Source organism: Bradyrhizobium sp. USDA 4502, assembly GCF_054063355.1.
In genome coordinates this window covers 2,975,668-2,999,022 of the sequence record NZ_JBSSGF010000001.1, presented here as the reverse complement: position 1 = coordinate 2,999,022, position 23,355 = coordinate 2,975,668, and the positions used below count along the sequence as shown (strand labels likewise).

18 protein-coding genes and 1 pseudogene are annotated in these 23,355 nt (G+C 64.7%); 8 read left to right on the top strand and 11 right to left on the bottom strand.

Features of this window, described 5'->3' with window-relative positions; all coding sequences use genetic code 11:
• Positions 1-6: 6 nt before the first annotated feature.
• Together ACVW1B_RS13670 and ACVW1B_RS13665 are read left to right on the top strand one after the other, a co-directional pair.
• Positions 7-465: a winged helix-turn-helix transcriptional regulator gene (locus ACVW1B_RS13670; protein ID WP_028340657.1), complete on the top strand. Its 459-nt coding sequence runs from the start codon at positions 7-9 to the stop codon at positions 463-465.
• Between the two features lie 86 nt (positions 466-551).
• A complete protein-coding gene (locus tag ACVW1B_RS13665; protein ID WP_016847764.1) occupies positions 552-719 on the top strand; it encodes a hypothetical protein in 168 nt (55 codons plus the stop codon).
• 12 nt (positions 720-731) lie between these two features.
• Here the strand turns inward: ACVW1B_RS13665 and ACVW1B_RS13660 are convergent, their stop codons facing one another.
• On the bottom strand, positions 732-1,550 hold the full coding sequence (locus ACVW1B_RS13660; protein ID WP_456780544.1) for an aminoglycoside phosphotransferase family protein: 819 nt from the start codon (positions 1,548-1,550) through the stop codon (positions 732-734).
• 200 nt (positions 1,551-1,750) lie between these two features.
• Between ACVW1B_RS13660 and ACVW1B_RS13655 the strand changes: the two genes are divergently transcribed.
• On the top strand, positions 1,751-2,008 hold the full coding sequence (locus ACVW1B_RS13655) for a hypothetical protein (RefSeq protein ID WP_028340659.1): 258 nt from the start codon (positions 1,751-1,753) through the stop codon (positions 2,006-2,008).
• An 18-nt stretch (positions 2,009-2,026) separates the two neighbouring features.
• Here ACVW1B_RS13655 and ACVW1B_RS13650 read toward each other — a convergent pair whose 3' ends face one another.
• The 5 genes and pseudogenes from ACVW1B_RS13650 to ACVW1B_RS13630 form a co-directional block, all read right to left on the bottom strand.
• Positions 2,027-3,370: a PQQ-dependent sugar dehydrogenase gene (locus ACVW1B_RS13650; RefSeq protein ID WP_456780545.1), complete on the bottom strand. Its 1,344-nt coding sequence runs from the start codon at positions 3,368-3,370 to the stop codon at positions 2,027-2,029.
• A gap of 79 nt (positions 3,371-3,449) precedes the next feature.
• Positions 3,450-5,063, bottom strand: a complete 1,614-nt coding sequence (locus tag ACVW1B_RS13645; protein WP_456780546.1) for a DHA2 family efflux MFS transporter permease subunit — start codon at positions 5,061-5,063, stop codon at positions 3,450-3,452.
• Positions 5,060-6,088 carry an HlyD family secretion protein gene (locus ACVW1B_RS13640; RefSeq protein ID WP_456780547.1) on the bottom strand — a complete coding sequence of 343 codons (1,029 nt, stop codon included), beginning with the start codon at positions 6,086-6,088 and terminating at the stop codon, positions 5,060-5,062. The genes ACVW1B_RS13645 and ACVW1B_RS13640 overlap by 4 nt, the downstream gene beginning before the upstream one ends.
• A 213-nt stretch (positions 6,089-6,301) precedes the next feature.
• Positions 6,302-7,798 carry a sensor histidine kinase gene (locus tag ACVW1B_RS13635; protein WP_456781912.1) on the bottom strand — a complete coding sequence of 499 codons (1,497 nt, stop codon included), beginning with the start codon at positions 7,796-7,798 and terminating at the stop codon, positions 6,302-6,304.
• 16 nt (positions 7,799-7,814) lie between these two features.
• Positions 7,815-14,107 (bottom strand): annotated as a pseudogene (locus ACVW1B_RS13630) (HAMP domain-containing protein).
• Between the two features lie 273 nt (positions 14,108-14,380).
• Between ACVW1B_RS13630 and ACVW1B_RS13625 the strand changes: the two are divergent.
• Entirely contained in the window at positions 14,381-16,369 is a 1,989-nt protein-coding gene (locus ACVW1B_RS13625) for a PAS domain S-box protein (protein WP_456821647.1), read from the top strand.
• 176 nt (positions 16,370-16,545) lie between these two features.
• Here ACVW1B_RS13625 and ACVW1B_RS13620 read toward each other — a convergent pair whose 3' ends face one another.
• Together ACVW1B_RS13620 and ACVW1B_RS13615 are read right to left on the bottom strand one after the other, a co-directional pair.
• Positions 16,546-16,728: a hypothetical protein gene (locus ACVW1B_RS13620; RefSeq protein ID WP_225646739.1), complete on the bottom strand. Its 183-nt coding sequence runs from the start codon at positions 16,726-16,728 to the stop codon at positions 16,546-16,548.
• Between the two features lie 169 nt (positions 16,729-16,897).
• Positions 16,898-17,209 (bottom strand): hypothetical protein, encoded by a 312-nt coding sequence (locus tag ACVW1B_RS13615; RefSeq protein WP_092084726.1) that lies wholly within the window; start codon positions 17,207-17,209, stop codon positions 16,898-16,900.
• Between the two features lie 61 nt (positions 17,210-17,270).
• On the opposite strand from ACVW1B_RS13615, the gene ACVW1B_RS13610 reads away from it, so the two are divergent.
• Complete coding sequence (locus tag ACVW1B_RS13610; protein ID WP_026192767.1) at positions 17,271-17,471, top strand: DUF3072 domain-containing protein; 201 nt, start codon at positions 17,271-17,273, stop codon at positions 17,469-17,471.
• 117 nt (positions 17,472-17,588) lie between these two features.
• Positions 17,589-17,843, top strand: a complete 255-nt coding sequence (locus ACVW1B_RS13605) for a hypothetical protein (RefSeq protein WP_225164411.1) — start codon at positions 17,589-17,591, stop codon at positions 17,841-17,843.
• A 173-nt stretch (positions 17,844-18,016) separates the two neighbouring features.
• Here the strand turns inward: ACVW1B_RS13605 and ACVW1B_RS13600 are convergent, their stop codons facing one another.
• Positions 18,017-18,274 (bottom strand): hypothetical protein, encoded by a 258-nt coding sequence (locus tag ACVW1B_RS13600; protein ID WP_456821646.1) that lies wholly within the window; start codon positions 18,272-18,274, stop codon positions 18,017-18,019.
• Between the two features lie 112 nt (positions 18,275-18,386).
• Between ACVW1B_RS13600 and ACVW1B_RS13595 the strand changes: the two genes are divergently transcribed.
• Positions 18,387-20,456 (top strand): ATP-dependent helicase, encoded by a 2,070-nt coding sequence (locus ACVW1B_RS13595; protein ID WP_456821645.1) that lies wholly within the window; start codon positions 18,387-18,389, stop codon positions 20,454-20,456.
• Positions 20,457-20,615: 159 nt separating this feature from the next.
• Here ACVW1B_RS13595 and ACVW1B_RS13590 read toward each other — a convergent pair whose 3' ends face one another.
• Both ACVW1B_RS13590 and ACVW1B_RS13585 read right to left on the bottom strand, forming a co-directional pair.
• The gene (locus ACVW1B_RS13590; protein WP_225646743.1) at positions 20,616-21,347 is read right to left on the bottom strand and encodes an adenylate/guanylate cyclase domain-containing protein; all 732 of its coding nucleotides are present in this window, start codon (positions 21,345-21,347) and stop codon (positions 20,616-20,618) included.
• 85 nt (positions 21,348-21,432) lie between these two features.
• A complete protein-coding gene (locus ACVW1B_RS13585) occupies positions 21,433-21,729 on the bottom strand; it encodes a PilZ domain-containing protein (RefSeq protein ID WP_210262664.1) in 297 nt (98 codons plus the stop codon).
• 219 nt (positions 21,730-21,948) lie between these two features.
• Here ACVW1B_RS13585 and ACVW1B_RS13580 point away from each other — a divergent pair, with 219 nt between their 5' ends.
• On the top strand, positions 21,949-23,355 hold the full coding sequence (locus tag ACVW1B_RS13580; protein WP_456821644.1) for an MFS transporter: 1,407 nt from the start codon (positions 21,949-21,951) through the stop codon (positions 23,353-23,355).

The following is a 23,355-nucleotide window of genomic DNA, read 5'->3' as shown; positions in this document are numbered from 1 at the left end:
ATCACGATGGCCAAGCGAGTGAGCCACAGGGACTCGATGTGCGGCGTTGCCCGGCCGCTGGATGCGATCGGCGACTGGTGGTCGCTGCTGATTGTCCGCGATGCGTTCGACGGGCTGCGCCGCTTCGGCGAATTTCAGAAGAGCCTCGGGCTTGCCAAGAACATCCTCTCGGCCCGGCTCCGCAATCTTCTGGCGCACGGCATCATGGAGACGGTGCCCGCAAGCGACGGCAGCCCCTACCAGGAATATGTGCTGACCGAAAAGGGACGCGGCCTCTTCCCGCTCCTCGTTGCGCTCCGCCAGTGGGGTGAGGACTTCTTCTTTGAGCCCGATGAGGCGCATGTGCTGCTGGTCGACCGCAAGAACGGGTTGCCGGTGCGACGGCTCGAATTGCGCGCGCAGGATGGACGCGTCGTTGGCGCGGAGGACACGATGGTACGGCTGCCGCCGGCTTCACCTGAGTGAGAGAAGCGAGCGTGTCGCGCGCGCCGTCAACGGCAACTGGATGTTAACTCTCCGTGCCGCAGCATCCGCGCGTGGAGGTTCGACCAATGCAGACATTCCGGATTTCGCTGAGCGATGGGACGCGGCAATTCCACACGGCGATTCAGGCGCCGGACCCCGCTTCCGCGCGCATCAAGGCCGCCTACTTCTTCGATATCTCGAAGTGGCGGATTCTGAGCGTGTCGCTGAGTGGAGCCAGCGCCGCGGCGGCGTAGTCGCTGCGCGCCCTACGCCATCCGGTCGAGTTCGGCGGCGGCGAGCTGTGCAATCGTAAGGTCGATTTCGGCGAGCGGATCGTCATCCCCCAGAAACCATGCGGCAGACAAGCCGGTCCAGGCTACGATCCATGACAGCAGGCGCCGGCGATCCAGCCGCGCGGCTTCAACGACGATGTCGAGCCGCCGCGCAAAGCGTCCGGGTTCGGTCGCGACCGGCCGTGTCGGATCCGCAAGATCCGGATTGGTGAAGATGTTGGCGAAGTCGAAGCTGCGCTCGCCGACGAGATGCTTCGGATCGATCGCAAGCCAGCCGCGCGCGCCGAAGTCGAGCACGTTGTCATGGTGCAGGTCGCCATGCAGGACCACGATCTCGCGCTGACTGCCCAGCAGAGCTTCGGCAACTTCCGCCGATCGGCTCAGAATGCCGCCATGCGCCCTCGCCGCGGGCCACAACTCACGAAACCAGTGCGTCAGCGGCGTCAGATCCGGCCGCGGCTTCGCTCGCTCGGCGTGAAGCCGATCAGCCGTTGCGCAGAGAATCCTGCAGGCCTCGTCGTCCCGGCCGGTTCGCGCCATTTCGCTGAGCGAAGCCGATCCCGTCGCCCTCTCGAGCAGAAGGGCGTCGCCGTCACGGGCAAGAACCCGCGCCGCACCTTCGCCGTCCCACCACTCCATCACGACGGCACCGAGGCGCTCGTCCGGCTCGTGCGAGAGCTTGAGCATCGCTGGCTCCCCATGCCGGCGCACCGGCAGCAACCGTGCGGCGCGCGTCACGATCGGGTCGCCGTCGGGGACAAGGCTCCAGGCCGAGAGATAGGGAGCGAACATTTGGGTGGACTGACCGGGGACGAAGAAGCGAGCCTCGTGGTTCTAATCATTGCTTCCGCGCGCTGCCACGCCGGTTCCCTGCGGCGCATCGTGGCAGGGCCACGCGAACCGGTTCCTCGCTGCCTGCCCATGTTGGCTGATGACAGCCCCCACCCATCTCGCGCTACAATGTCGCAGCCGGTGCTACGGAGGGTGTGGCGATGCCGCGAAAGGGAATTACCGGACACGACGAATGGGTGGTCACGGAGGCCCTGGCCACAGCGCTGGTGGCGCTCGAACAGCTACCGTCAAAGCATCAGCCGCGCGCGCATATGGAGGATGTCCGAAAAATCCTGACCGCCAGATGTGAGGCCGGCGCCGTCACGCTGCATCTTGCGCAGGCCAAGTGCCGGTTGTTTCCCGACACCGATCCCCTGACCATCTACGAGGAATATGGCCTCAAGGACGGGCTCGGCTAGCGCGCGCCGCCTGCAGCGCTAGTCGCGGCTGACGCGCCAGATCGTGCCGTTGCCGTCTTCGGAGACCAGCAGTGCGCCGTCGCGCGCGACCGTCACACCGACCGGACGGCCCCAGACCTCATTGTCGCCGATGACGAAGCCGGTGACGAAATCCTCGTACTCGCCGGTCGGTACGCCGTCCTTCAGCCTGATGCGAATGACCTTGTAGCCGGTGCGCTTCGACCGATTCCACGAGCCGTGTTCGGCGGCAAACGCATCGCCGCGATATTCCGGCGGAAAACTGCTGCCGGTGTAGAAGGTCAGGCCGAGCGACGCCGAGTGGGCCTGCAACAACACGTCGGGGACCGTCACCTTGTCCTTCAGGTCGGGCCGCGCGCCGGCATGCGCGGGGTCTTCGTTGCCGCCGATGTAATACCAGGGCCAGCCATAGAACGCGCCTTCGCGGACCCGTGTCACGTAGTCGGGCACGAGGTTGTCGCCGCGGCCATCGCGCTCGTTGGTCGAGCACCACGGCGTACCGCTTCCCGGCTGGATCGCAAGCCCGACGCAGTTGCGGATCCCCGTGGCAAACAGCTTCTGGTTCTTGCCGTCAGGATCGAAGGCGAGCACGGCGGCGCGATCGGTCTCGTCGCCCCAGGCAGCGCCGAGCGCATGGTCGCGGCTCCAGGCCTCGATGCCCTTCGGCGGGCGGCCCAGCCCCTCGCCTGCGTTGCCGGCGGAGCCGACCGACACCAGCATTCGCTTGTCGTCCGGCGTGAACACGATATCACGCGTGGAATGGCCGTAGCCGGGCGGCAGCCGGGCGACGATCGTCTCGGGCTTTCCCGATGCCTTGAGATCGCCGTTACGGTAGCCAAAGCGCACGACGCTGTCGGTGTTGGCGACATAGAGCCATTGCGGATTGTCACCGCTCGGAAAGAACGCGATGCCGAACGGCTGGTTCAGGCCGGTTGCGTAGACTTCATTGGTCGCAGGCCTGGTGGCGCCGTCGGCGCTGCGCAGGATACGAATGCGGCCGGAGCCCGTTTCCACCACGAAGATATCGCCATTGGGCGCGGTCCGGATGATCCGCGGACCGCTGAGCCCGCTCGCAAACAGTTCGACCTTGAACCCTGCCGGCACCTGCGGCGCGGCCGACGCAGGTCTCGGCATGACGCGCGGAAACTTGCTGCTCGACGCCGTTGCCCCGGGCTTGGGTAAGTCCTGCGGCGTGATCAGGCGCACCGTGCCCGGCTTGTCGCGTTGCCAGTCGCCGAAAGCTTCCGCGCCTTTCAGCACGGGCTCGGCGCCCGACCGCGTGATGCTGATCGCCGCAAGGAAGACGGCCGACAGACCCGCACCGGCAAGATTCGTCCTGGGCATAAGCTCCTCGCGCGATTTCCTTCGGCCACGCCGTTCATAGCGCGGTTCGGCCGCTCCCGCGTTCACAATGTCGTCTGCATTAATGTCCCTGGGGCGGCGCCGTCAGATCGACCGGTTTGATGATCAGCGCCAGCGGGATCATCACGAGGCCGATGATCGAGAGCATCCAGAACACGTCGATATAGGCGAGCAGGTCGACCTGCCGCTGCAAGGTCTGGCCGACCCAGGCGACCGCCTGGGACGCGGCGTCCGATGCGTTCGACCCCTGTGCCTCAAAGAAGCGCGTCATCGTGTCGATGGTCTGCTGATACCCGATGTCGGACGGCGCGGCATGTTCGACCAGCCGGCTCTGGTGGAATTGCTGGCGTTGCGCCAGCGCGGTCTGGGCGAGTGCGACGCCCATCGACCCGCCGATATTGCGCGCGACGTTGATCAGTGCCGAGGCCTGGTTGGTCTTGTCCGGCGGCACGCCGTCATATGAGGCCGTCGTGACGGGCAGAAACAGGAACGGAAGCCCGGCGGAGAGGAAGATGCGTGCGAGCGCGGCATAGCCATAGGTGATGTCGCCGTTCAGTCCCGTCAGATGCCACATCGAGAATGCAACGATGCAGCCGCCGATCGCGATCAGATATTTCGGCTGAACGCGACTGACGAGATGGCCCACCACCGGCATCAAGATCAGCGTGACGACGCCGCCGGGCGACAGTGCGAGCCCGGCAAGCAGCGCAGTATAGTTCAGCTCGGTCTGCAACAGCTGCGGCAGGAGCTGCGTCGACGAGATCAGCACCGCGCCGGTGCACAGCATCACCAGGAAGCACGATCCGAACTGGCGACGTCCCAGCAGGCGGAGATCGACGATCGGGTCCTTGCGCGTCAGCTCCCAGGGGATCAGCGCGATCAGGCAAATCGCCGAGGCCAGCGCGAAGCCGACGATCATGTTGGACCCGAACCAGTCCTTGCGCTGGCCTTCGTCGAGCACGAATTCGAGCGAACCGAGCCCGATCGCGACCAGTACGAAGCCGATGTAGTCGACGCGCAGGCCGTCCTTGAGGAGCTGCTTGCGCTCCTGCTCGGCGCCGGACGGCTCCTTGACCAGCGTCCCGACCAGGACCAGCGAGAGCAAGCCCATCGGCACGTTGATCAGGAAGATCCAGTGCCAGCTATAGGTGTCGGTGATCCAGCCGCCGAGCGTCGGCCCGACCACGGGAGCAACCACCACCGCGACGCCGTAGATCGCGAACGCCTGGCCACGCTTGGCCGGCGGAAAGGAGTCGGCGAGGATCGCCTGCTCGCTCGTCGCCATCCCGCCGCCGCCAAGGCCCTGGATGATCCGGAACAGAACCAGCGCCTCCAGGCTCCAGGCAAGCCCGCACAGCAGGGACGCGAACGCGAAGGTGCCGACGCAGATCATGTAGAAGCGCTTGCGGCCGATCACGGTCGAGAGCCAGCCCGAGATCGACAGCACGATCGCGTTGGCGACCAGATAGCTGGTGATGACATAGGTGCTCTCGTCGATGCCGACCGCCAGGCCGCCCGCGATATGGCGCAAGGCCACATTGGCGATCGTGGTGTCCAGCACCTCCATGAACGTCGCGATCGAGACGACGAAGGCAATCAGGTAGGGATTATGTCCGCCGGCAGCCGAACGCTCCGGCGACCAGGCTGCGCCGCCGCCTGCCGCAACGTCGCTCATCGCACCCTGGTCCAGGGCACGACCGACATGCCCGGCCCGATCGGAAGGTCATTCGGCCAATTGTCGATCACGATCTTCACGGGAACGCGCTGCACGACCTTGACGAAATTGCCGGTCGCGTTCTCCGCCGGCAGCAGGCTGAACGCGGTGCCCGAACCCGGCTGAACCGAAGCCACGCGGCCAGTGAGCTTGCGCCCCGGATACGCATCGATCCTGATCTCGACCGGCTGGCCCGGGCGCATGTCCGTCAGCTGCGTTTCCTTGTAGTTGGCGGTGATCCAGACCTCGTCAGGAACGAACATCATGACGCTCTGGGCCGGCGCCACATAGGTGCCGACCGCGCCGCTCAGTTTGACGACGCGCCCGGACTGCGCCGCGACGATGCGGGTATATTGCAAGTTCAATTTGGCCTGATCGAGCTGGGCCTGCGCCTGCTCCAGCGATGCCTTGCTGCTCTTGAGCTGAGCCTCGAGCGTCTTGACGCCGAGCTCGGCCGCGGTCACTGCCGTCCTGGCGCGGCTGGCATTGGCCTGCTGGGCATCGAGATCCGAGCGGGTCTGCTGCTGCCGCTGCACGGTGCCCGCGCCCTTCTCGACGAGGTTCTGGGCGCGCTCCGCCTCCTCCTGCGCGAACTTCAATTGCGCCTCGGCCTGCTGCTGCTGCGCCTTGGCTTCCTTGATCTGCTCCTGCTGGCTGTCGATCTGTGCCTCGACATTGGCGATATTGGCCTCGGCGACCGCGACCTGTGCGCTGGCCTGATCGACGGCGATCTTGTAGTCGCGCTCGTCGATCCTCGCGAGGAGGTCGCCGGCATTGACGTGCTGGTTGTCGGTGACGGGGACCTCGACGACATAGCCGCCGACCTTCGCCGCCACCGCAAAGCTGCGTGCGGCCACGAACGCGTCATCGGTCGATTCATAGTGACGCACGTTGAGCCAATAGCTCGCGCCACCGATGATCGCGAGCAGGAGCAGACAGGCGCCGACTGCGGTAAGCAGCCAGCGCTCGCGCAGCCGATCGCGCATCGATGGCTTGCGCTCGGTTTCCTGCTGTGGCGAGGATGCGCGGTCAGGTCGCGATCCTTGCTCGGGATTGCGCTTGGGCTGCCGTGGCTTCTCCCCGGACGGCCCGCGCTCTCGGGTTTGGGCATCCACGGTAGCACCTCAAGCCACGAATGGAGCGATCAAGCCCCGTTAACCGCAGCGTCCGGCGCTTGGTTCCTGTTCGGGTGGGATGCGCTATACGGCCCTGGAACTGACCATGGGCTGGCGCTGCTCGGCCGTCGACAAATCGCGGTAGGCCGCGGGCTCTCCAGCCAGCGCCTTGAGCGGAACCGTGAGCCGGCATACCAGGCCCTCGGTGCGCCAATCGAAGTCGGCGCGGCCGCCGAGCTGGGTCTCGATGCTGGCGATGACGCTTCTCGTGCCGAAACCTCTCTGCTTCGGCTTGGTCACGGGAGGTCCGCCGGATTCCACCCAGGCCAGGATCAACGTTTCGTCGTGCAGTTCCCAGGTGATCGCAAGCCGGCCCGACAGCACCGACAGGCTACCGTATTTGGCGGAGTTGGTGACGAGCTCATGCAGCGCCAGCGCCAAGGTCTGCGCGGTCGCGGGCTGCAACTGCACCTCTTCGCCATCGATCTGGATCTGTCCAGCTTCCGAATACGGCGCGATCTCCTCGGTGACCAGCCGCCGGATTTCGGCGCCCTGCCAGCTCGACAGCGACAGCACGGTGTGCACGCGTGCCAGCGCCGTGATGCGGCCCTCGACCGCCCGCACATAGGCGGTCACGTTCTGCGCGCGCGTCAGCCGCACGATCGATTGCGCCAGCGCGAGCGCGTTCTTGGCGCGATGGTCGACCTCGCGGGTGAGCAGGCTCTGCCGCTCCTCGGCCCTCTTGCGATCGGTGATGTCGACGGTAACGCCGCTCACCCGCACCACCTTGCCGTTGCGGTCGCTGGTGGCCGCGGCTGTACCGACGCACCAGCGCACTTCGCCGTCCGGCCGCATGACGCGGAATTCGGTTTCATAGGACGTCTGGCCCTTGCCGAAGCCGGTCCAGGCTTGTCGGAGGTGCTCGACATCGTCGGGATGAAACAGCGCCTGTATATTGTCGGAGGTGAGCTTGAAGGATTTCGGGTCGACGCCGAAGATCTTGTATTGCCCCTCGTCCCACATCCAGTCGCCGTTGACCCAATCCCAGTCCCACGAGCCCATCTTGCCGGCCGCAATCGCCATGCTGCGGCGCGCCTCGCTTTCGACCAGTCGCGTGGTCGACTGCTCGAGCTCGGCGGTGCGTGCGCGCACGCGGTCCTCGAGCTCCGCGTTGAGGCGTTCGAGCTGCCGTGTCTTGCGGTAGAGCTCGGCGAACACGCGGATCTTTGCCCGCAGCACTTCGGGCACAACGGGCACCGGCACGTAATCGACCGCGCCCATCTCGTAGCCGCGGAGCCGGTCGATATCGCTGACCTGGATTGCCGAGATGAAGATCATCGCGGTCTTCTGGAAGCGCGGATGGTCGCGGATCATCGCCGCGAGCTCGAAGCCATCGAGCTCTGGCATGCAGACGTCGACCAGGATGACCGCGACCTCGTTCTTGAGCAGGAACTCCAGCGCCTCGCGGCCCGACGACGCGGCGACCAGCGTCTCGCCGAGCTCCTTCAGGATGACCTCATAGGCCAGCAGCTTCGCCGGCTGGTCATCGACCAGAAGGATGTTTACCTTTTCGTGGTCCATCATGTTCGATCGCCGATCAGCGGTGCAGCCACATGCGGATCGCCAGCAGCAGTTGCTCGGTGTTCACGGGTTTCGCCAGATAGTCGGACGCGCCTGCCTCCAGGCATTTCTCTCGATCGCCTTTCATCGCCTTCGCGGTCAGCGCGATGATCGGCAGCCGCGCGAAGGCGGAGTTTTGCCGGATGGCGCCGATGGTCTGGTAACCGTCCATCTGCGGCATCATGATGTCCATCAGCACGATCGCAATCTTGGGATTGGATTCGACCAGCGAGATGGCCTCGTGACCGGTTGTCGCAGTCAACACCTTCATACCTCGCCGCTCCAACACGCTCGAGAGCGCGAAGATGTTGCGGGCATCGTCGTCGACCAGCAGAGCGGTCTTGCCAATAAGATCCTCGTCGGAACTATTGAGCTTCTCCAGCATCCTCTGTTTTTCGACGGGCAATTCCGTGATCACACGGTGCAGGAACAGTGACGTTTCGTCGAGCAGACGCTCCGGCGATTCCACGCCCTTGACGACAATGCTGCGCGCCATCGTATGCAGTTCCGCATCTTCTTCCGCTGAGAGTTCCCGGCCGGTAAACACGACAACGGGTATATTGGACAGCGTTTCGTCCTTGCGGATCTGGTCCAGCACTTCGAAACCGCTCATGTCGGGCAGGCGCAGGTCGAGCACGACGCAGTCGCACGGATTTTCGCGCATCGTCGAGAGCGCTCCTGCCCCGGTGCCGCTGGTCACGATCTCGATATCCTCGTGCCCGAGCAGTTCGGTGATGCTGAGCTGCTCCGCCGCATTGTCCTCCACGATCAGCAGGCGCTTGCGGCGTGGTCTGGCGTATTCCTTGATCTGCGACAGCGCAGCGCTGACGCCTTCCGTCGTCGTCGGCTTGTTGACGAAGGAGAACGCGCCGCGCGCCAGCGCGTGCTGCCGGTCCTCGTCGAGCGTGATGATCTGAACCGGAATGTGACGGGTCAGCGGATTGTGCTTGAGCTGGCTCAGCACCGTCCAGCCGAGCATGTCGGGCAGGAAGACGTCGAGCGACACCGCGCTCGGCTGGAACTGCTTGGCCAGATCCAGCGCTTCGGCGCCGCGGCTTGCGACCAGCACCTTGAAGCCCTTGTCGCGCGCCAGATCGATCAGCACCCGCGCATAATGCGGATCGTCCTCGACGATCAGCAGGATGGTGTCGCCGGGCTCGAGATCGAGCCGGTCGTCGGGAAGCTGCTCGATCACACGCTCCTGCGCGCCTGACACCTGCAGCGCCGGCGCCGGCGTATGCGGCATCGCTATCGGTCGAGCCTGCGGGCGCAGCGCCACCGAGGGGCCGGCATATTTCAGCGGCAGATAGAGCGTGAAGGTCGAGCCCTTGCCCGTCGCACTGCGCAGATGGATCTCGCCGCCGAGCAGACCCGCGAGCTCACGGCTGATCGCCAGTCCAAGACCGGTGCCGCCATATTTGCGGCTGGTGCCGGCGTCGGCCTGCTGGAACGCCTCGAAGATCAGCTTCTGCTTGTCTTGCGGAATGCCGATGCCGCTATCCGAAACCTCGAACGCAACGACCGCGGGCGCCGCATTGAGGATCGGATGCTCCACACTCCAGCCGCCGAGCGCGGCCGACACGGTCAGGCTGACGCCGCCTTCCGCAGTGAACTTGAACGCATTCGACAACAGGTTCTTGAGCACCTGCTGCAGCCGCTTAGAGTCGGTGACCATGCTGCGCGCAAGATTGGCGTCGACATCGATGCTGAACGAGAGATGCCGGTTCTCCCCGCCTCGTGCCGGAACGGCCGTCCGACGGTCTCGAGCAGGCTCGATGTCAGAATTTCCTCGGCGTCGACCGTCACCGTGCCGGACTCGATCTTGGAGAGATCGAGGATGTCGCTGATCAGGTTCAACAGGTCGGTGCCGGCGCCGTGAATGGTGCGGGCGAACTCGACCTGCTTGCCGGTCAGATTGCCGTCGGGATTTTCGGTGAGCTGCTGGCCCAGGATCAGGATAGAGTTCAGCGGTGTCCGCAACTCGTGAGACATGTTGGCGAGGAATTCGGATTTGTACTTCGAAGTCAGCGACAGCTCGGTCGCCTTTTCTTCCAGCGCGCGCCGCGCCTGCTCGATTTCCTGGTTCTTGCGCTCGACGTCGACATTGCGTTCGGCAAGCTGCTGGGCCTTCTGCTCCAGCTGATCGTTGGTCTGCTGCAATTCCTTCTGCTGGGTCTGCAACTCGCCGGCGAGCTGTTGCGACTGCTTGAGCAGCGCCTCGGTCTGCATCGTCGCCTCGATGCTGTTGAGCACGATGCCGATACTGTCGGTCAACTGTTCGAGGAAGGTGATCTGCGAGGTCGTGAACGAGGAGATCGAGGACAGCTCGATCACCGCCTTGACCTGGTTCTCGAACTGCACCGGAAACACGACGAGGTTCTTCGGCATGATCCGCATCAAGGCCGAATTGATCGGCACCGCATCGCCGGGAATTTCGGAGACGAGACGCTGGCGCTTGTCGAGCGCGCATTGGCCGATCAATCCCTCGCCGAACTGGACGATCTGCGGATGCGGATTGCTGCTGTCGCTGGCATAGGCCGACAACAGGCGCAACTGCGCATTCTCGGGATTGTCGACCTGGTAGATCACGCCCATATGCGCATTGATCAGCGGCGCAAGCTCGGTCAGCAGCAGCCGGCCGACGGTCGCAAGATCGCGCTGGCCCTGCAGCATGTTGGTGAAGCGCGCCAGATTGGTCTTCAGCCAGTCCTGTTCGGTGTTGCGCTCCGTGGTGAGACGGAGGTTGCCGATCATCGTGTTGATATTGTCCTTGAGCTCGGCGACCTCGCCGCGGACGTCGACCTGGATCGAGCGCGTCAGGTCGCCCTTGGTCACGGCGGTCGCCACTTCCGCGATCGCGCGCACCTGCGAGGTCAGGTTGGCCGCGAGCAGGTTGACGTTGCCGGTGAGATCCTTCCAGGTGCCGGCCGCGCCGGGCACGTTGGCCTGACCGCCGAGCCGTCCCTCGACGCCGACCTCGCGCGCCACGCTGGTGACCTGTTCGGCGAAGGTCGCAAGCGTCTCGGTCATGTTGTTGATGGTGTCGGCGAGCGCGGCCACCTCGCCCTTCGACTTCACCGTCAGGTTCTGCTTCAGATCGCCGTTGGCGACCGCGGTCACCACCTTGACGATGCCGCGCACCTGCTCGGTCAGGTTTACCGCCATGACGTTGACGGTGTCGGTGAGGTCCTTCCAGGTGCCGGCAACGCCGCGCACCTCGGCCTGGCCGCCGAGCTTGCCTTCGGTGCCGACCTCGCGCGCCACGCGCGTCACCTCGCCCGCAAACGCGTTGAGCTGGTCGACCATGGTGTTGATGGTGTTCTTGAGCTCGAGGATTTCGCCCTTCACGTCGACCGTAATCTTGCGCGACAGGTCGCCGCGCGCCACCGCGGTGGTGACTTCGGCGATGTTGCGTACCTGGGTGGTCAGGTTCGCCGCCAGCAGGTTGACGTTGTCGGTGAGATCCTTCCAGGTGCCGCCGACGCCGGGCACCACGGCCTGGCCGCCGAGCCGTCCCTCGGTGCCGACCTCGCGCGCCACCCGCGTCACTTCGGCGGCGAACGAGCGCAGCTGCTCGACCATCGTGTTCAGGGTGTCCTTGAGCAGCAGGATCTCGCCGCGCACGTCCACGGTGATCTTCTTCGACAGGTCGCCGCCGGCGATCGCGCTCGCGACCTCGGCGATGTTGCGGACCTGCGCGGTGAGGTTCGACGCCATGAAGTTGACGTTGTCGGTCAGATCCTTCCAGGTGCCGGCGACGCCGGGCACCTCGGCCTGGCCGCCGAGCTTGCCCTCGGTGCCGACCTCGCGCGCCACGCGCGTCACCTCGCCCGCAAACGCATTGAGCTGGTCCACCATGGTGTTGATGGTGTTCTTGAGCTCGAGGATTTCGCCCTTCACGTCGACGGTGATCTTGCGCGACAGGTCGCCGCGCGCCACGGCGGTGGTCACCTCGGCGATGTTGCGGACCTGCGCGGTGAGGTTGCCGGCCATCGAGTTGACGTTATCGGTCAGGTCCTTCCAGGTGCCGGCGACGCCGGGCACGTTGGCCTGGCCGCCGAGGCTGCCGTCGGTGCCGACCTCGCGCGCCACGCGCGTCACCTCGCCCGCGAAGCGGTTGAGCTGGTCGACCATCGTGTTCAGCGTTTGCTTCAGCTGAAGGATCTCGCCGCGCACGTCGACCGTGATCTTGCGCGACAGGTCGCCGCCGGCGATCGCGGTCGCGACTTCAGCGATGTTACGCACCTGCGCGGTGAGATTGCCGGCCATCGAGTTGACGCTGTCCGTCAGGTCCTTCCAGGTGCCGGCGACGCCGGGCACCTCGGCCTGGCCACCGAGCTTGCCGTCGGTGCCGACCTCGCGCGCCACGCGCGTCACCTCGCCCGCGAAGGCGTTGAGCTGGTCCACCATCGTGTTCAACGTTTCCTTCAGCTGAAGGATTTCGCCCGACACGTTCACCGTGATCTTCTTCGACAGGTCGCCCTTCGCCACCGCGGTCGCGACCTCGGCGATGTTGCGGACCTGCGCGGTCAGGTTCGACGCCATCGAGTTGACGCTGTCGGTGAGATCCTTCCAGGTGCCGGCGACGCCGCGCACCTCGGCCTGGCCGCCGAGCTTGCCTTCGGTGCCGACCTCGCGCGCCACGCGCGTCACCTCGCCCGCGAACGCGTTGAGCTGATCGACCATCGTGTTGATGGTGTCCTTCAGCTCGAGGATTTCGCCGCGCACGTCCACCGTGATCTTCTTGGAGAGGTCGCCGCCCGCGACCGCCGTCGTCACCGCGGCGATGTTGCGCACCTGCGCGGTCAGGTTCGACGCCATGAAGTTGACGTTGTCGGTCAGGTCCTTCCAGGTGCCGGCGACGCCGAGCACGTTGGCTTGGCCGCCGAGCTTGCCTTCGGTGCCGACCTCGCGCGCCACGCGCGTCACTTCCGATGCAAACGCGTTGAGCTGGTCCACCATCGTGTTCAGCGTTTCCTTCAGCTGAAGGATCTCGCCCGACACGTTGACCGTGATCTTCTTCGAGAGGTCGCCGCCGGCGATCGCGGTCGCGACGTCGGCGATGTTGCGGACCTGCGCGGTCAGGTTCGACGCCATGAAGTTGACGTTGTCGGTCAGGTCCTTCCAGGTGCCGGCAACGCCGGGCACCTGGGCCTGGCCGCCGAGCTTGCCCTCGGTGCCGACCTCGCGCGCCACACGCGTCACTTCCGACGCGAACGAGTTGAGCTGGTCCACCATCGTGTTGATGGTGTCCTTCAGCTCCAAAATCTCGCCGCTGACGTCGACCGTGATCTTGCGCGACAGGTCGCCGCGCGCCACGGCCGTGGTCACGTTGGCGATGTTGCGCACCTGGGCGGTCAGGTTGCCGCACATCGCGTTCACGGAGTCGGTGAGGTCCTTCCAGGTACCGGCGACGCCGGGCACGATCGCCTGGCCGCCGAGCTTGCCGTCGGTGCCGACCTCGCGCGCCACGCGCGTCACTTCGGAGGCGAACGAACGCAGCTGATCGACCATCGTATTGATGGCTTCCTTCAGCTGCAGGATCTCGCCGCGAACGTCGACCGTGATCTTCTTGGACAGGTCGCCGTTGGCGACCGCGATCGTCACCTCGGCGATGTTGCGGACCTGGCCGGTCAAATTGTTGGCCATCGAGTTGACGCTCTCGGTCAGGTCCTTCCAGACGCCGGTCACTTCCGGCACCTGGGCCTGGCCGCCGAGCTTGCCCTCGGTGCCGACTTCGCGCGCCACGCGCGTGACCTCCGAGGTGAACACCGAGAGCTGCTTGATCATCGTGTTGACGATGTTCGCCGACTGCAGGAATTCGCCGCGCAGCGGCCGGCCCTCGACGTCGAGCTGCACGGTCTGCAGCAGGTCGCCTTGCGCCACCGCAGCGACCGCGCGGGTGACCTCGCGGGTCGGCCACAGCAGATCATCGATCAGCGTGTTGACCGAGCTCTCCATATCGGCCCAGGCGCCACTGGCGAGGCCGAAATTGACGCGCTGGCGGGTCTGTCCCTCGCGGCCGACGACCTGGCCGACGCGCGCCAATTGCTGCGCCATGCGCTCGTTGGCGGCTGCGATTTCGTTGAAGGCGTCCGCGATCTTGCCGTCGATGCCGAGATAGTCGCCACGCATCCGGACTGAGAAGTCGCCGGCGCGCATCGCCTGCAGCGATTGCAGCAGGTCATGCGAAGAATCGAGGCTTCCGTTTGACTGCTGGCTGCGGCGCGTATCAGCACGGGGACGAGGCGACGAACCGAGATCGGTCATGTAATTTCCCCTACGCGCTGGCTGCGAATCCAGAGACTCGGAAAAGCCAGTGTGACCATAAGAATGACTGCCCTTGATCTATTCAAGCGGGAAAACGCCAAAACCGCAATTTGTGACGCAAACCGAGTACCTTAATCGCGATTGGAACCAAAAGTTCCGACCGTTGGCCGAACTTTTCCGAAGAACGACGGAGCCGGCCCTGATCGCCCGGTCCTCGTGCTCGCATGGAACATTGACCATCCCCGCGCGTTTCGGGCGGGGGCAGGATCGGCGATGGTTAAGAAATCAGAACAACTCAAACGGGGCATCGTCGAGAGCCGGCACGATCGTCGGCCGGTGGCTGGCGGCGTGGTCGACTACGCCATTTGCACGCTCGGCCCCGATGGCCGGGTCATCAACTGGAACAAGGGCGCCGAGCGCATCACGGGCTATCCGGCCAAGGCGATCCTCGGCAAGCACTTCTCGGTCTTCTATCCTGCCGAAGACCGCGCATCCGGCGTTCCGGCGAGAGCTCTGCAGATGGCGCGGAAGGACAAGCACTCAGCGGCCGAAGGCTGGTCTGTCCGCAAGGACGGGTCGCGATTCTACGCCGCTGTGGTCATCGATCCGATCTACGAGAAGCGCAAGCTCGTCGGCTACGCAATGGTCACCCGCGACATCACCGAGCGGCATCAGGCGCGCGCGGATCTCGAGGCCAGCGAAAGCCAGTTCCGCCTGCTGGTGAGCAATGTCACCGACTATGCGCTCTATATGTTGACGCCGGCCGGCATCGTCGCCAATTGGAACGCCGGCGGCGAGCGCATCAAGGGCTATTCGCCCGGCGAAATCATCGGCCAGCACTTCTCGCGGTTCTATACGCCGGCCGACCAGGCTGCCGGCAAGCCCGCCCATGCGCTCAAGATCGCGGAAGAGACCGGGCATTACGTGGAGGAAGGCTGGCGGGTCCGCAAGGACGGTTCGTTCTTCTGGGCGAGCGTCGTGATTGATCCGATCCGCGATACCGACGGCAGCCTGGTCGGCTTCGCCAAGATCACCCGGGATATTTCCGAGCGGCGCGACGCGCATCAGAAGCTCGAACAGGTGCAGCGTCAGCTTGCGGAATCGCAAAAGATGGATGCGCTCGGCCAACTGACCGGCGGCGTCGCGCACGACTTCAACAACCTGCTGATGATCATCTCCGGCAATCTGCACCGGATCAAGCGCGAGGTGATGAGCGAACGGGGGACGCTTGCACTCGGCGCGATCGAAACCGCATCCGAGCGTGCCGCGTCCCTGACCAGGCAGCTCCTCACCTTCGCGCGTCGGCAGAGTGTCAATCCGCAGACCATCAACGTCGCTGACAGGATCACCGCGGTGCGAGAGGTTTTGACCAGCGCGCTCGGCGGCGCGATCAAGCTGAACATGGAGATCGGACCGGATCTCTGGCCGATCTTCGTCGATCCGACGGAATTTGAGACCGCGCTGATCAACCTCGTGGTCAATGCCCGGGATGCGATGACCTGCGGCGGCACGCTGACCGTCGCGGCGCGCAATGTCCCGGAAGCCGCCCAGGTGGTCGTCAGCATTACCGACACCGGCGAAGGCATTCCCGACGATGTCATGAACAAGGTCTTTGATCCCTTCTTCACCACCAAGCCGGTCGGCAAAGGGACCGGCCTTGGGCTGTCCCAGGTTCACGGCTTCGCGCACCAGGCGGATGGCCGGGTCGAGATTACAAGCGCGCTCGGCAAGGGCACGACGGTCAGCATCTATCTTCCGCGGGGGACTGCGGCCGCAAAGCGCACGGCTACGGGGCACAGCACGCCCGGCTTGGCCACGATCCTGCTGATCGAGGACAATCCTGCCGTCGCCGATGCGAGCACGGGCCTGCTCGAACAGCTCGGCTATACCGTGCGCTGGGCCTCGAACGCGGAGGCCGCCTTGTCGGAGATCGACGCCAACGGGATCGATGTGGTGTTCAGCGACATCGTCATGCCCGGCAGGATCGATGGACTGAAGCTGGCGCGCACGATCCGGGACAGAAAGCCCGAGCTGCCGATCCTGCTGACGACAGGCTACAGCGCGAGCGCGCGCGACGTGAGGTCCGACTTTCCGGTGTTACGCAAGCCGTACCACATCCACGACCTCAGCCGCGAACTCGCAAAGTTGACGGGGCACGGCGTCGGCAGCGCGACGAGCGGGCCATCCGGCAACGCTTCGAGCGAGTTCGATGCCACCGCGCATGACGTCGTGGCAAGACCAAAGGCGAAAGCCCGCTCCTAGTGTGCTGAATGCGAAGTTCGTGCGATTTCGCGGCAGCCACTTTCACGAACTTCGCATTCATAAAGCACACTAGAATCATAAGTTTGCTAGTGTCCTCATCGAATCCGAAGTTCGCTCCGAAGATGCGGCAAATGATGCGAACTTCGGATTCGGGACACTAGTTCAAAATCGAAAGGCTAGCGTTCCGCCGGCCAGCTTCGCCGCACCAATTGCACCCGCTCGATGCGGCTGCATTGCTCGCAGCGGTACTGAAGAATATCCCTGCCCTCGCTGCCCGGATGGCTGCTCTCGAGCCGCATCGTCCTGATGCAGCTGATGCAGGAGATCAGCGTCAGCAGTGGACTGCGATCGTCATTCATCGATGCCCGCGGTGGCGCGGTCGGATCGGCGATCATGGCGCTGGGCGATGCTATGGTATTGGCTCTCACCACAAGAAAATGCAGATCCTGCGGTCCCGGTTCCTTCCTTGAAACCTGATTTGGGCCTGAGCCGGTGTTCGAGGCTCCCTTCTTTGGACAAACCCCCGGATCACACCCGGGCGTTGCTGTGACCGGGCGTAGGCTTCGCCTTGTCCTTGTCCACCTTGACCTTCGCGCCGGTGCGATCCTCGAAGCTCCGGCTCAGCCGCTCCCGGACCGTGGGGAGACGCTCGCCGCCGCCGGCGGCCTTCCACCGGCCGACCAGTTGGGCCACTTCGGCTCGCATCGCCATCAGCCGGTAGGATGCTTCACTGCAATCGAGGTCGCGGTTGACCTGATCCCTGATCGACGCCTCGATCAGGGTCATCTCAGCTCGCAACGTGCTGATCTTGCGCCGAATTTCATTGATCTTGTTATCCATAGCTTGTTAGAACAAAAATAGAACATATTGTCAAGTCACGATCCAGCAAGCGAGGCAAGCAATGAGCGTGGCAGCGGTAAGATATGGTGGGGTTGCGGAGCGCCTTGGCGGGCTGATGACCCGTGCCCAGGCGCTGCGGTTGAGGAGCCTCGCCGAGGAGGCCTATCAGCCGAACCAGTACGCACGCGACCTGACATCCGAGGAAGCCGAACGGCGCATCGACGCGCTGAAGGCGGAGATCGCACTGGCGGATTCTTTCTGAACCGTCCACTCCAGCCAGGCCGGACGTCCCCTTAAGGCTTTGATATAGCGGCGCAGCTAGGTCTGTTCCTGTTATTGCTGCTTTGTCTATTGCTGCTTGGTCCTGGGGGAGCCTGACGTGCTGGAGCTGGAGAAGCGGTCGCCGCTTGCGTTCCCGATTACGCTGAAGGACGGGCGAACGCTCGCGACGGTCGGCGACGCCGCGGACTACCTGTCCGCGCTGAACCTGGATCAGCGCGAGCGCGGCTACTGGAAGACGGCGATCATGATGTTCAACAACGCCATGCGCGAGCCGGGCTATCTGAAGATCGCAACCATGAACCTCCGGTCTGCGCTCGTGTATGACCGCCTGGTCGATGACGTTGGCCCGTGATTGTGGTGCCGCGGCTACAGCCGAATCGGCGGTGGTTGCGTAAGGCGCTGTTCGTTATGGCCGCAAACAAGGTAACGGCGGTACACGCGACGGCCGGGTGCGCAATGCGCTTTAGCCGCACTCTCGGGCCGCCTTGGAGGGCCAATGGAACACCAAGGCGGCTCATTTTCTTTTCAAAGCAGTTTCGCGCGGACGAACAGTATCCGCAACGCGTTGGTCGCTTGCACCGTCAGCATGGCGTTACCGGCCGCTCTCTCGAGCGCAACCAATGCCTCGTCATGCAGCGAGCGGAACTCCATCCATTCGACGGCGCTGAGATTGCTGATGAAGCTATAGGCCTGGCCGACGGTCGCGAGCGTCACCGTCTCGCCGTTCAGCCGCACCTTGAACGTCGCCTTCAGCGGCGTGTCGGATTTGGATACGTCACCCATGGCGGGGTTGTGCGCCGCGCCGCGTTAATGTCAATCTAATTTCTCTGCGTCCGCCTCGGCGCGTCGGCCCCAATGAATCGCAATGTCTGTTAGCGTTTCGTGGGGGTGATTCGTGACTGATCTTGCCAACACAGCCTATCTCGATGCGCTCAATGCCGAGCAGCGCCGCGCTGTCGAGCACGGGGTCGGCAAGGATTGCATCGTCGGCGCGCCGCTGTTGGTGATCGCGGGCGCGGGGTCCGGCAAGACCAACACCCTCGCCCATCGCGTCGCGCATCTGATCGTCGCTGGCGCCGATCCGCGCCGCATCCTGTTGATGACCTTTTCGCGGCGCGCCGCCGCCGAGATGGCCGGCCGCGTCGAGCGCATTGCGCGCCGCGTGCTCGGCGATCGCGCCTCGGTCATGACCGACGCGCTGAGTTGGGCCGGCACGTTCCACGGCATCGGCGCGCGGCTGCTGCGCGAATTCGCCGAGCGTATCGGCCTCGACCCGGCCTTCACGATCCATGACCGCGAGGATTCCGCCGACCTGATCAATCTGGTCCGCCACGATCTCGGGTTCTCCCGCACCGAAGGCCGGTTCCCCACCAAGGGCACCTGCCTTGCGATCTATTCGCGCTGCGTGAACGCGGAGATGCCGATCGAGGCCGTGCTCGGCCAGTTCTTCCCGTGGTGCTCCGGCTGGGCCAGTGAATTGAAGCAGCTGTTCGGGGCCTATGTCGAAGCCAAGCAGCGGCAGAACGTGCTCGATTACGACGACCTCCTGCTCTACTGGGCGCAGATGGTGATGGACACCGCACTGGCCGAGGAGATCGGCGGCCGCTTCGACCAGGTGATGGTCGACGAATATCAGGACACCAACCGCCTGCAGTCCTCGATCCTGCTCGCACTCAAGCCCGCGGGACGCGGGCTCACCGTGGTCGGCGACGACGCGCAGTCGATCTATTCGTTCCGCGCCGCCACCGTGCGCAACATCCTTGACTTCCCGGCCCAGTTCAGCCCGGCCGCCGAGATCGTCACGCTCGATCGCAACTATCGCTCGACGCAGCCGATCCTGTCGGCGGCCAATGGCGTGATCTCGCTCGCAAAGGAGCGCTTCACCAAGAACCTGTGGACCGACCGGACCTCGACCCGTAAGCCGCTGCTCGTCACGATCCGCGACGAGGCCGATCAGGCCCGTTACATCGTCGAGCAGGTGCTGGCCAATCGTGAGGAAGGCACCCTGTTGAAGCACCAGGCGGTGCTGTTCCGCACCTCCTCGCACAGCGGACCGCTGGAGGTCGAACTGACCCGCCGCAACATTCCGTTCGTGAAATTCGGCGGCCTCAAATTCCTCGACGCCGCGCATGTCAAGGACATGCTGGCGCTGCTGCGCTTCGCCGCCAATCCGCGCGACCGGGTTGCAGGTTTTCGCATCCTGCATCTGTTGCCCGGCGTCGGTCCGGCCTCGGCGCAGCGGGTGCTCGACCGCATGACGGAGGCCGCCGATCCGATTGCTGCGCTCGTCGCGCTGCCCGCTCCGCCCCGCGCCGGTGCGGATTGGCGGCTGTTCGTGGAGACCATCGAGAACCTCCGCTACTCGGAATGGCCCGTCGATATCGAACGCGCCCGCCTCTGGTACGAACCGCATCTCGATCGCATCCACGAGGACAGCGAGGTACGCCGCGCCGATCTCATTCAGCTCGAGCAGATCGCCGCCGGCTACCCGTCACGCGAGCGTTTTCTCACCGAACTCACGCTCGATCCACCCGATGCGACCAGCGACCAGGCTGGCGCGCCGCTGCTCGATGAGGATTATCTGATCCTGTCGACGATCCATTCCGCCAAGGGCCAGGAATGGAAATCCGTCTATGTGCTCAATGTCGTCGACGGCTGCATGCCCTCCGACCTCGGCGCCGGCACGTCGGCCGAACTCGAGGAGGAGCGCCGCCTGCTCTATGTCGCGATGACCCGCGCCAAGGACGATCTGCATCTGCTGGTGCCGCAGCGCTTCTTCGTTCACGGCCAGGCCACCAAGGGCGACCGCCACATGTATGCCTCGCGCACCCGCTTCATCCCGGAACGACTGCTGCCGATGTTCGAGCGGACCACCTGGCCGCGCGCCGCGGCCGCGCAGGCATCCGCAGCCAACCGCGCGCCGCCGATCGACATCGGCGCCCGGATGCGCGGCATGTGGCGCTGACGCCGGTTCGAAGCTTTTCATCCGGGCTGGAACAAAGCCGCCGACCTTGCGTTGAGGCGGCGTTCGTAATCGGCAAACGACCATCCCCGACGGCTTCGGCGCGCAGTTGCACGCTGGAGCCGTCTTTTTTGCGCCGCGTCAATTCACGCGAAAGCCAATTCACGCAGGAAATAATGTGACGGGCTGGTCGAAGCCCTTCAGGGTGTAATCGGCACCGGCTGCCGTGATCATGTCGCGGGTTCGATCCCGCACGGCCGTCGTCACAAGAATCTCGCCTGACCTGGCGGCCGCCTGCGCGCGCGCCGCGCGATTGACCACCGTGCCGACTGCCGTCAGGTCGCGGTGGGCCTGGCCGAACTCACCGAAATTGGTGTCACCGCTATCCATTCCGATTCCGATGCCGATCTCGATGTCGCCGGCGCCGATCGCCCGCACCAGCGCGTCGTGCCTGTCGCGAAAACTGCGCTGGATCTGGCGCGCCGCGAGCAAGGCCTGCACGGCATGATCGTCGCGCCGCACCGGAAAATTGAAGATCGCGAACACGGCATCACCGATGGTCTTGTTGAGGATGCCGTCATAGCGCCAGATCGCGGCGGCGCAGTCGTCGTAGAACGCGTCGAGCAGCGAGGTCAGCCCGTCCTGCGCGATGGTCTGCGTCAGTGTGGTGTAGCCGCGCAGATCGGCGAACAGGATGGTGGCGTCGATGGTCACGGCGCGCGCCTTCATGATCTTCGAGAAGGCCATCTCGCAGAGCGTGCATGTGTTCGGGTTCATGCGGCTCGGCCGGACGCCGAACAGACGGAACGGCGCCGCCAAGGGACCGCGCAACGGGATCGGCATATGCAGGTTTTGCCAGCAGCCAAGGCAGATCGTTGCAGGTTCCGGAGTCATCGGCGGATCACCTGCTGTTCCAGCAACGAAACCCGACCGCCTTGGCACGCAGGTTCATGGGCGTCCCCAATCGAGATAGCCGCGCTCAGGCGGTTGCCACGAAACTCACTCCAATTCGCGACTTCTTACTCCAGATCACCTGGCACTCGTAGACGACCGAGGCGTCGCGGGCCATCACCAGGCGGAATCGGTGCGGGACGAAGGCCGGATTCTCGACCTCGATGGCCGCCCCCTCCGGCGAGATGTTCACGATCGTGCAATGCATGACCGAACCGCCCGACGAGACATAGCCGGGTTCATTGACCTCGGTTCGCGGATGCTTGCGCTTTTCGTCCACCCGGCTGCTCCCCGCTTCCTCCACGCAAACGTGGGCGATCGGCATTGCAGAAGTCAACGGCTCCGGCGGCTCACATCGGGCTTTCGCACCACCATTTGTGCGCAGCAGTACGCCGAACCGCTTATCGCGCCAATGCAGATGAGCCCCGCGTCGGCGCGGGCTTGTCGTTCGCGCTGGCACGAGGATAGCCTCATCCTATGGGCGATGCGCTGGCGCGACGCACGCTCCGGGGAACAATGAACAGGCGCCATGGGGAGACGCGCCATGTTCGAGATTCTCGATCGCCGGACGACTCTGACCGGCAACCAGATCAAGATCCTTGCGGCGGCCATCATCGGCGATGCGCTGGAATTCTTCGACTACTTCCTGATTGGCTTCGTGCTCGCGTTCCTGATCGGACCGTGGAAGCTCACCTTCGGCCAGTCGGCCACCGTGCTGATGAGTTCCGGCATCGGCGCCATCCTCGGCGCCTACCTCTGGGGCTGGCTCGCCGACCGGGTCGGTCGGCGTATCGTCTTCATCGGCACGGTGCTGAACTTCTCGATCGCGACCGGCCTGCTCTATTTCACACCCGATAACGGCTGGGTCTATCTGGCGATCCTGCGCTTCTTCGTCGGCACCGGCGTCGGCGGTCTTTATTGTGTCGACCTGCCGCTGGTGCAGGAGTTCATGCCGTCGCACAAGCGCGGCTGGGTCGGCGGCCTCGTCACCTGCGTGATCCCGCTCGGCGTCGGCCTCGGCGCGGTGCTCGGAGCCGTCATGGGAACCGATCAGTGGCGGCTGTTGTTTGCGATCGGCGTGCTGCCGTCGGTCCTGGTGCTGCTGGTTCGGATCTGGGTCCCGGAGTCGCCGCGCTGGCTGTGCCGGCAAGGACGCTATGACGAAGCCCGCAAGTCGCTGGCCTGGGCGCTGCAGGTGCCGCCGTCGGAGCTGCCGCTGCCGAGCGCGGCCGACGCCGGTCCGGTCGTCACGACGAGCTGGTTCGATCTGTTCAGATATCCGCGCAGCCTGATCGTCTCCTGGCTCGGCAATGCAGGCGCGCAAACCGGCGTCTACGGCATCACGCTATGGGCCCCTGCGCTGTTCGTGCTGCTGCTGAAGGTGACGCCGCAGGAAGCCGCCAAGATGATGATCCTGCTCAGCATCACCGGCTTCCTCGGCCGCATCTCGTTCTCCTGGTTCTCGGAGCTGCTGGGGCGGCGTGTTGCAGGCGGCCTGCTCGGCTTCGGCGCCGGCGCGCTGACCATCATCGCCGGCTACCACTACGACGCGACTTTGTTCGGCATGTCGGCGTTCTGGCTGCTGCTGGCCGCCGCCTTCTTCTTCGCCGACGGCGGCTTTGCGATCGTCGGTCCCTACGCGGCTGAGGTCTGGCCGTCGCATCTGCGCACCACGGGGATGGGGTCGGCCTATGGCTTCGGCGGCATCGGCAAGATCATCGGGCCGGTCGGGCTTGCGCTGATCGTCGGTTCGAACAACTACCTCAAGCCCGACGTGCCACTGACCCAGATCCCGACCGCCTTTGTCTATCTCGGCTGCTGGTTCCTGATGGCGGGGGCCGTCTATTTGTTCTTCGGGCTCGAGACCCGGGGCAAATCGATCGAGCAGATCGACAAGGAGCTCAACGCGACGGTCGACGTCGCGGCCTCCGCAACGATCCGGCGCGCCTGA

Excerpts from the sequence above, each read along its gene's own strand:
- ACVW1B_RS13670 (WP_028340657.1), top strand. The coding sequence starts at position 7 with ATGGCCAAGCGAGTGAGCCACAGGGACTCGATGTGCGGCGTTGCCCGG.
- ACVW1B_RS13665 (WP_016847764.1), top strand. The coding sequence starts at position 552 with ATGCAGACATTCCGGATTTCGCTGAGCGATGGGACGCGGCAATTCCAC.
- ACVW1B_RS13660 (WP_456780544.1), bottom strand. The coding sequence starts at position 1,550 with ATGTTCGCTCCCTATCTCTCGGCCTGGAGCCTTGTCCCCGACGGCGAC.
- ACVW1B_RS13655 (WP_028340659.1), top strand. The coding sequence starts at position 1,751 with ATGCCGCGAAAGGGAATTACCGGACACGACGAATGGGTGGTCACGGAG.
- ACVW1B_RS13650 (WP_456780545.1), bottom strand. The coding sequence starts at position 3,370 with ATGCCCAGGACGAATCTTGCCGGTGCGGGTCTGTCGGCCGTCTTCCTT.
- ACVW1B_RS13645 (WP_456780546.1), bottom strand. The coding sequence starts at position 5,063 with ATGAGCGACGTTGCGGCAGGCGGCGGCGCAGCCTGGTCGCCGGAGCGT.
- ACVW1B_RS13640 (WP_456780547.1), bottom strand. The coding sequence starts at position 6,088 with ATGCGCGATCGGCTGCGCGAGCGCTGGCTGCTTACCGCAGTCGGCGCC.
- ACVW1B_RS13635 (WP_456781912.1), bottom strand. The coding sequence starts at position 7,798 with ATGGACCACGAAAAGGTAAACATCCTTCTGGTCGATGACCAGCCGGCG.
- ACVW1B_RS13625 (WP_456821647.1), top strand. The coding sequence starts at position 14,381 with ATGGTTAAGAAATCAGAACAACTCAAACGGGGCATCGTCGAGAGCCGG.
- ACVW1B_RS13620 (WP_225646739.1), bottom strand. The coding sequence starts at position 16,728 with ATGAATGACGATCGCAGTCCACTGCTGACGCTGATCTCCTGCATCAGC.
- ACVW1B_RS13615 (WP_092084726.1), bottom strand. The coding sequence starts at position 17,209 with ATGGATAACAAGATCAATGAAATTCGGCGCAAGATCAGCACGTTGCGA.
- ACVW1B_RS13610 (WP_026192767.1), top strand. The coding sequence starts at position 17,271 with ATGAGCGTGGCAGCGGTAAGATATGGTGGGGTTGCGGAGCGCCTTGGC.
- ACVW1B_RS13600 (WP_456821646.1), bottom strand. The coding sequence starts at position 18,274 with ATGGGTGACGTATCCAAATCCGACACGCCGCTGAAGGCGACGTTCAAG.
- ACVW1B_RS13590 (WP_225646743.1), bottom strand. The coding sequence starts at position 21,347 with ATGACTCCGGAACCTGCAACGATCTGCCTTGGCTGCTGGCAAAACCTG.
- ACVW1B_RS13585 (WP_210262664.1), bottom strand. The coding sequence starts at position 21,729 with ATGCCGATCGCCCACGTTTGCGTGGAGGAAGCGGGGAGCAGCCGGGTG.
- ACVW1B_RS13580 (WP_456821644.1), top strand. The coding sequence starts at position 21,949 with ATGTTCGAGATTCTCGATCGCCGGACGACTCTGACCGGCAACCAGATC.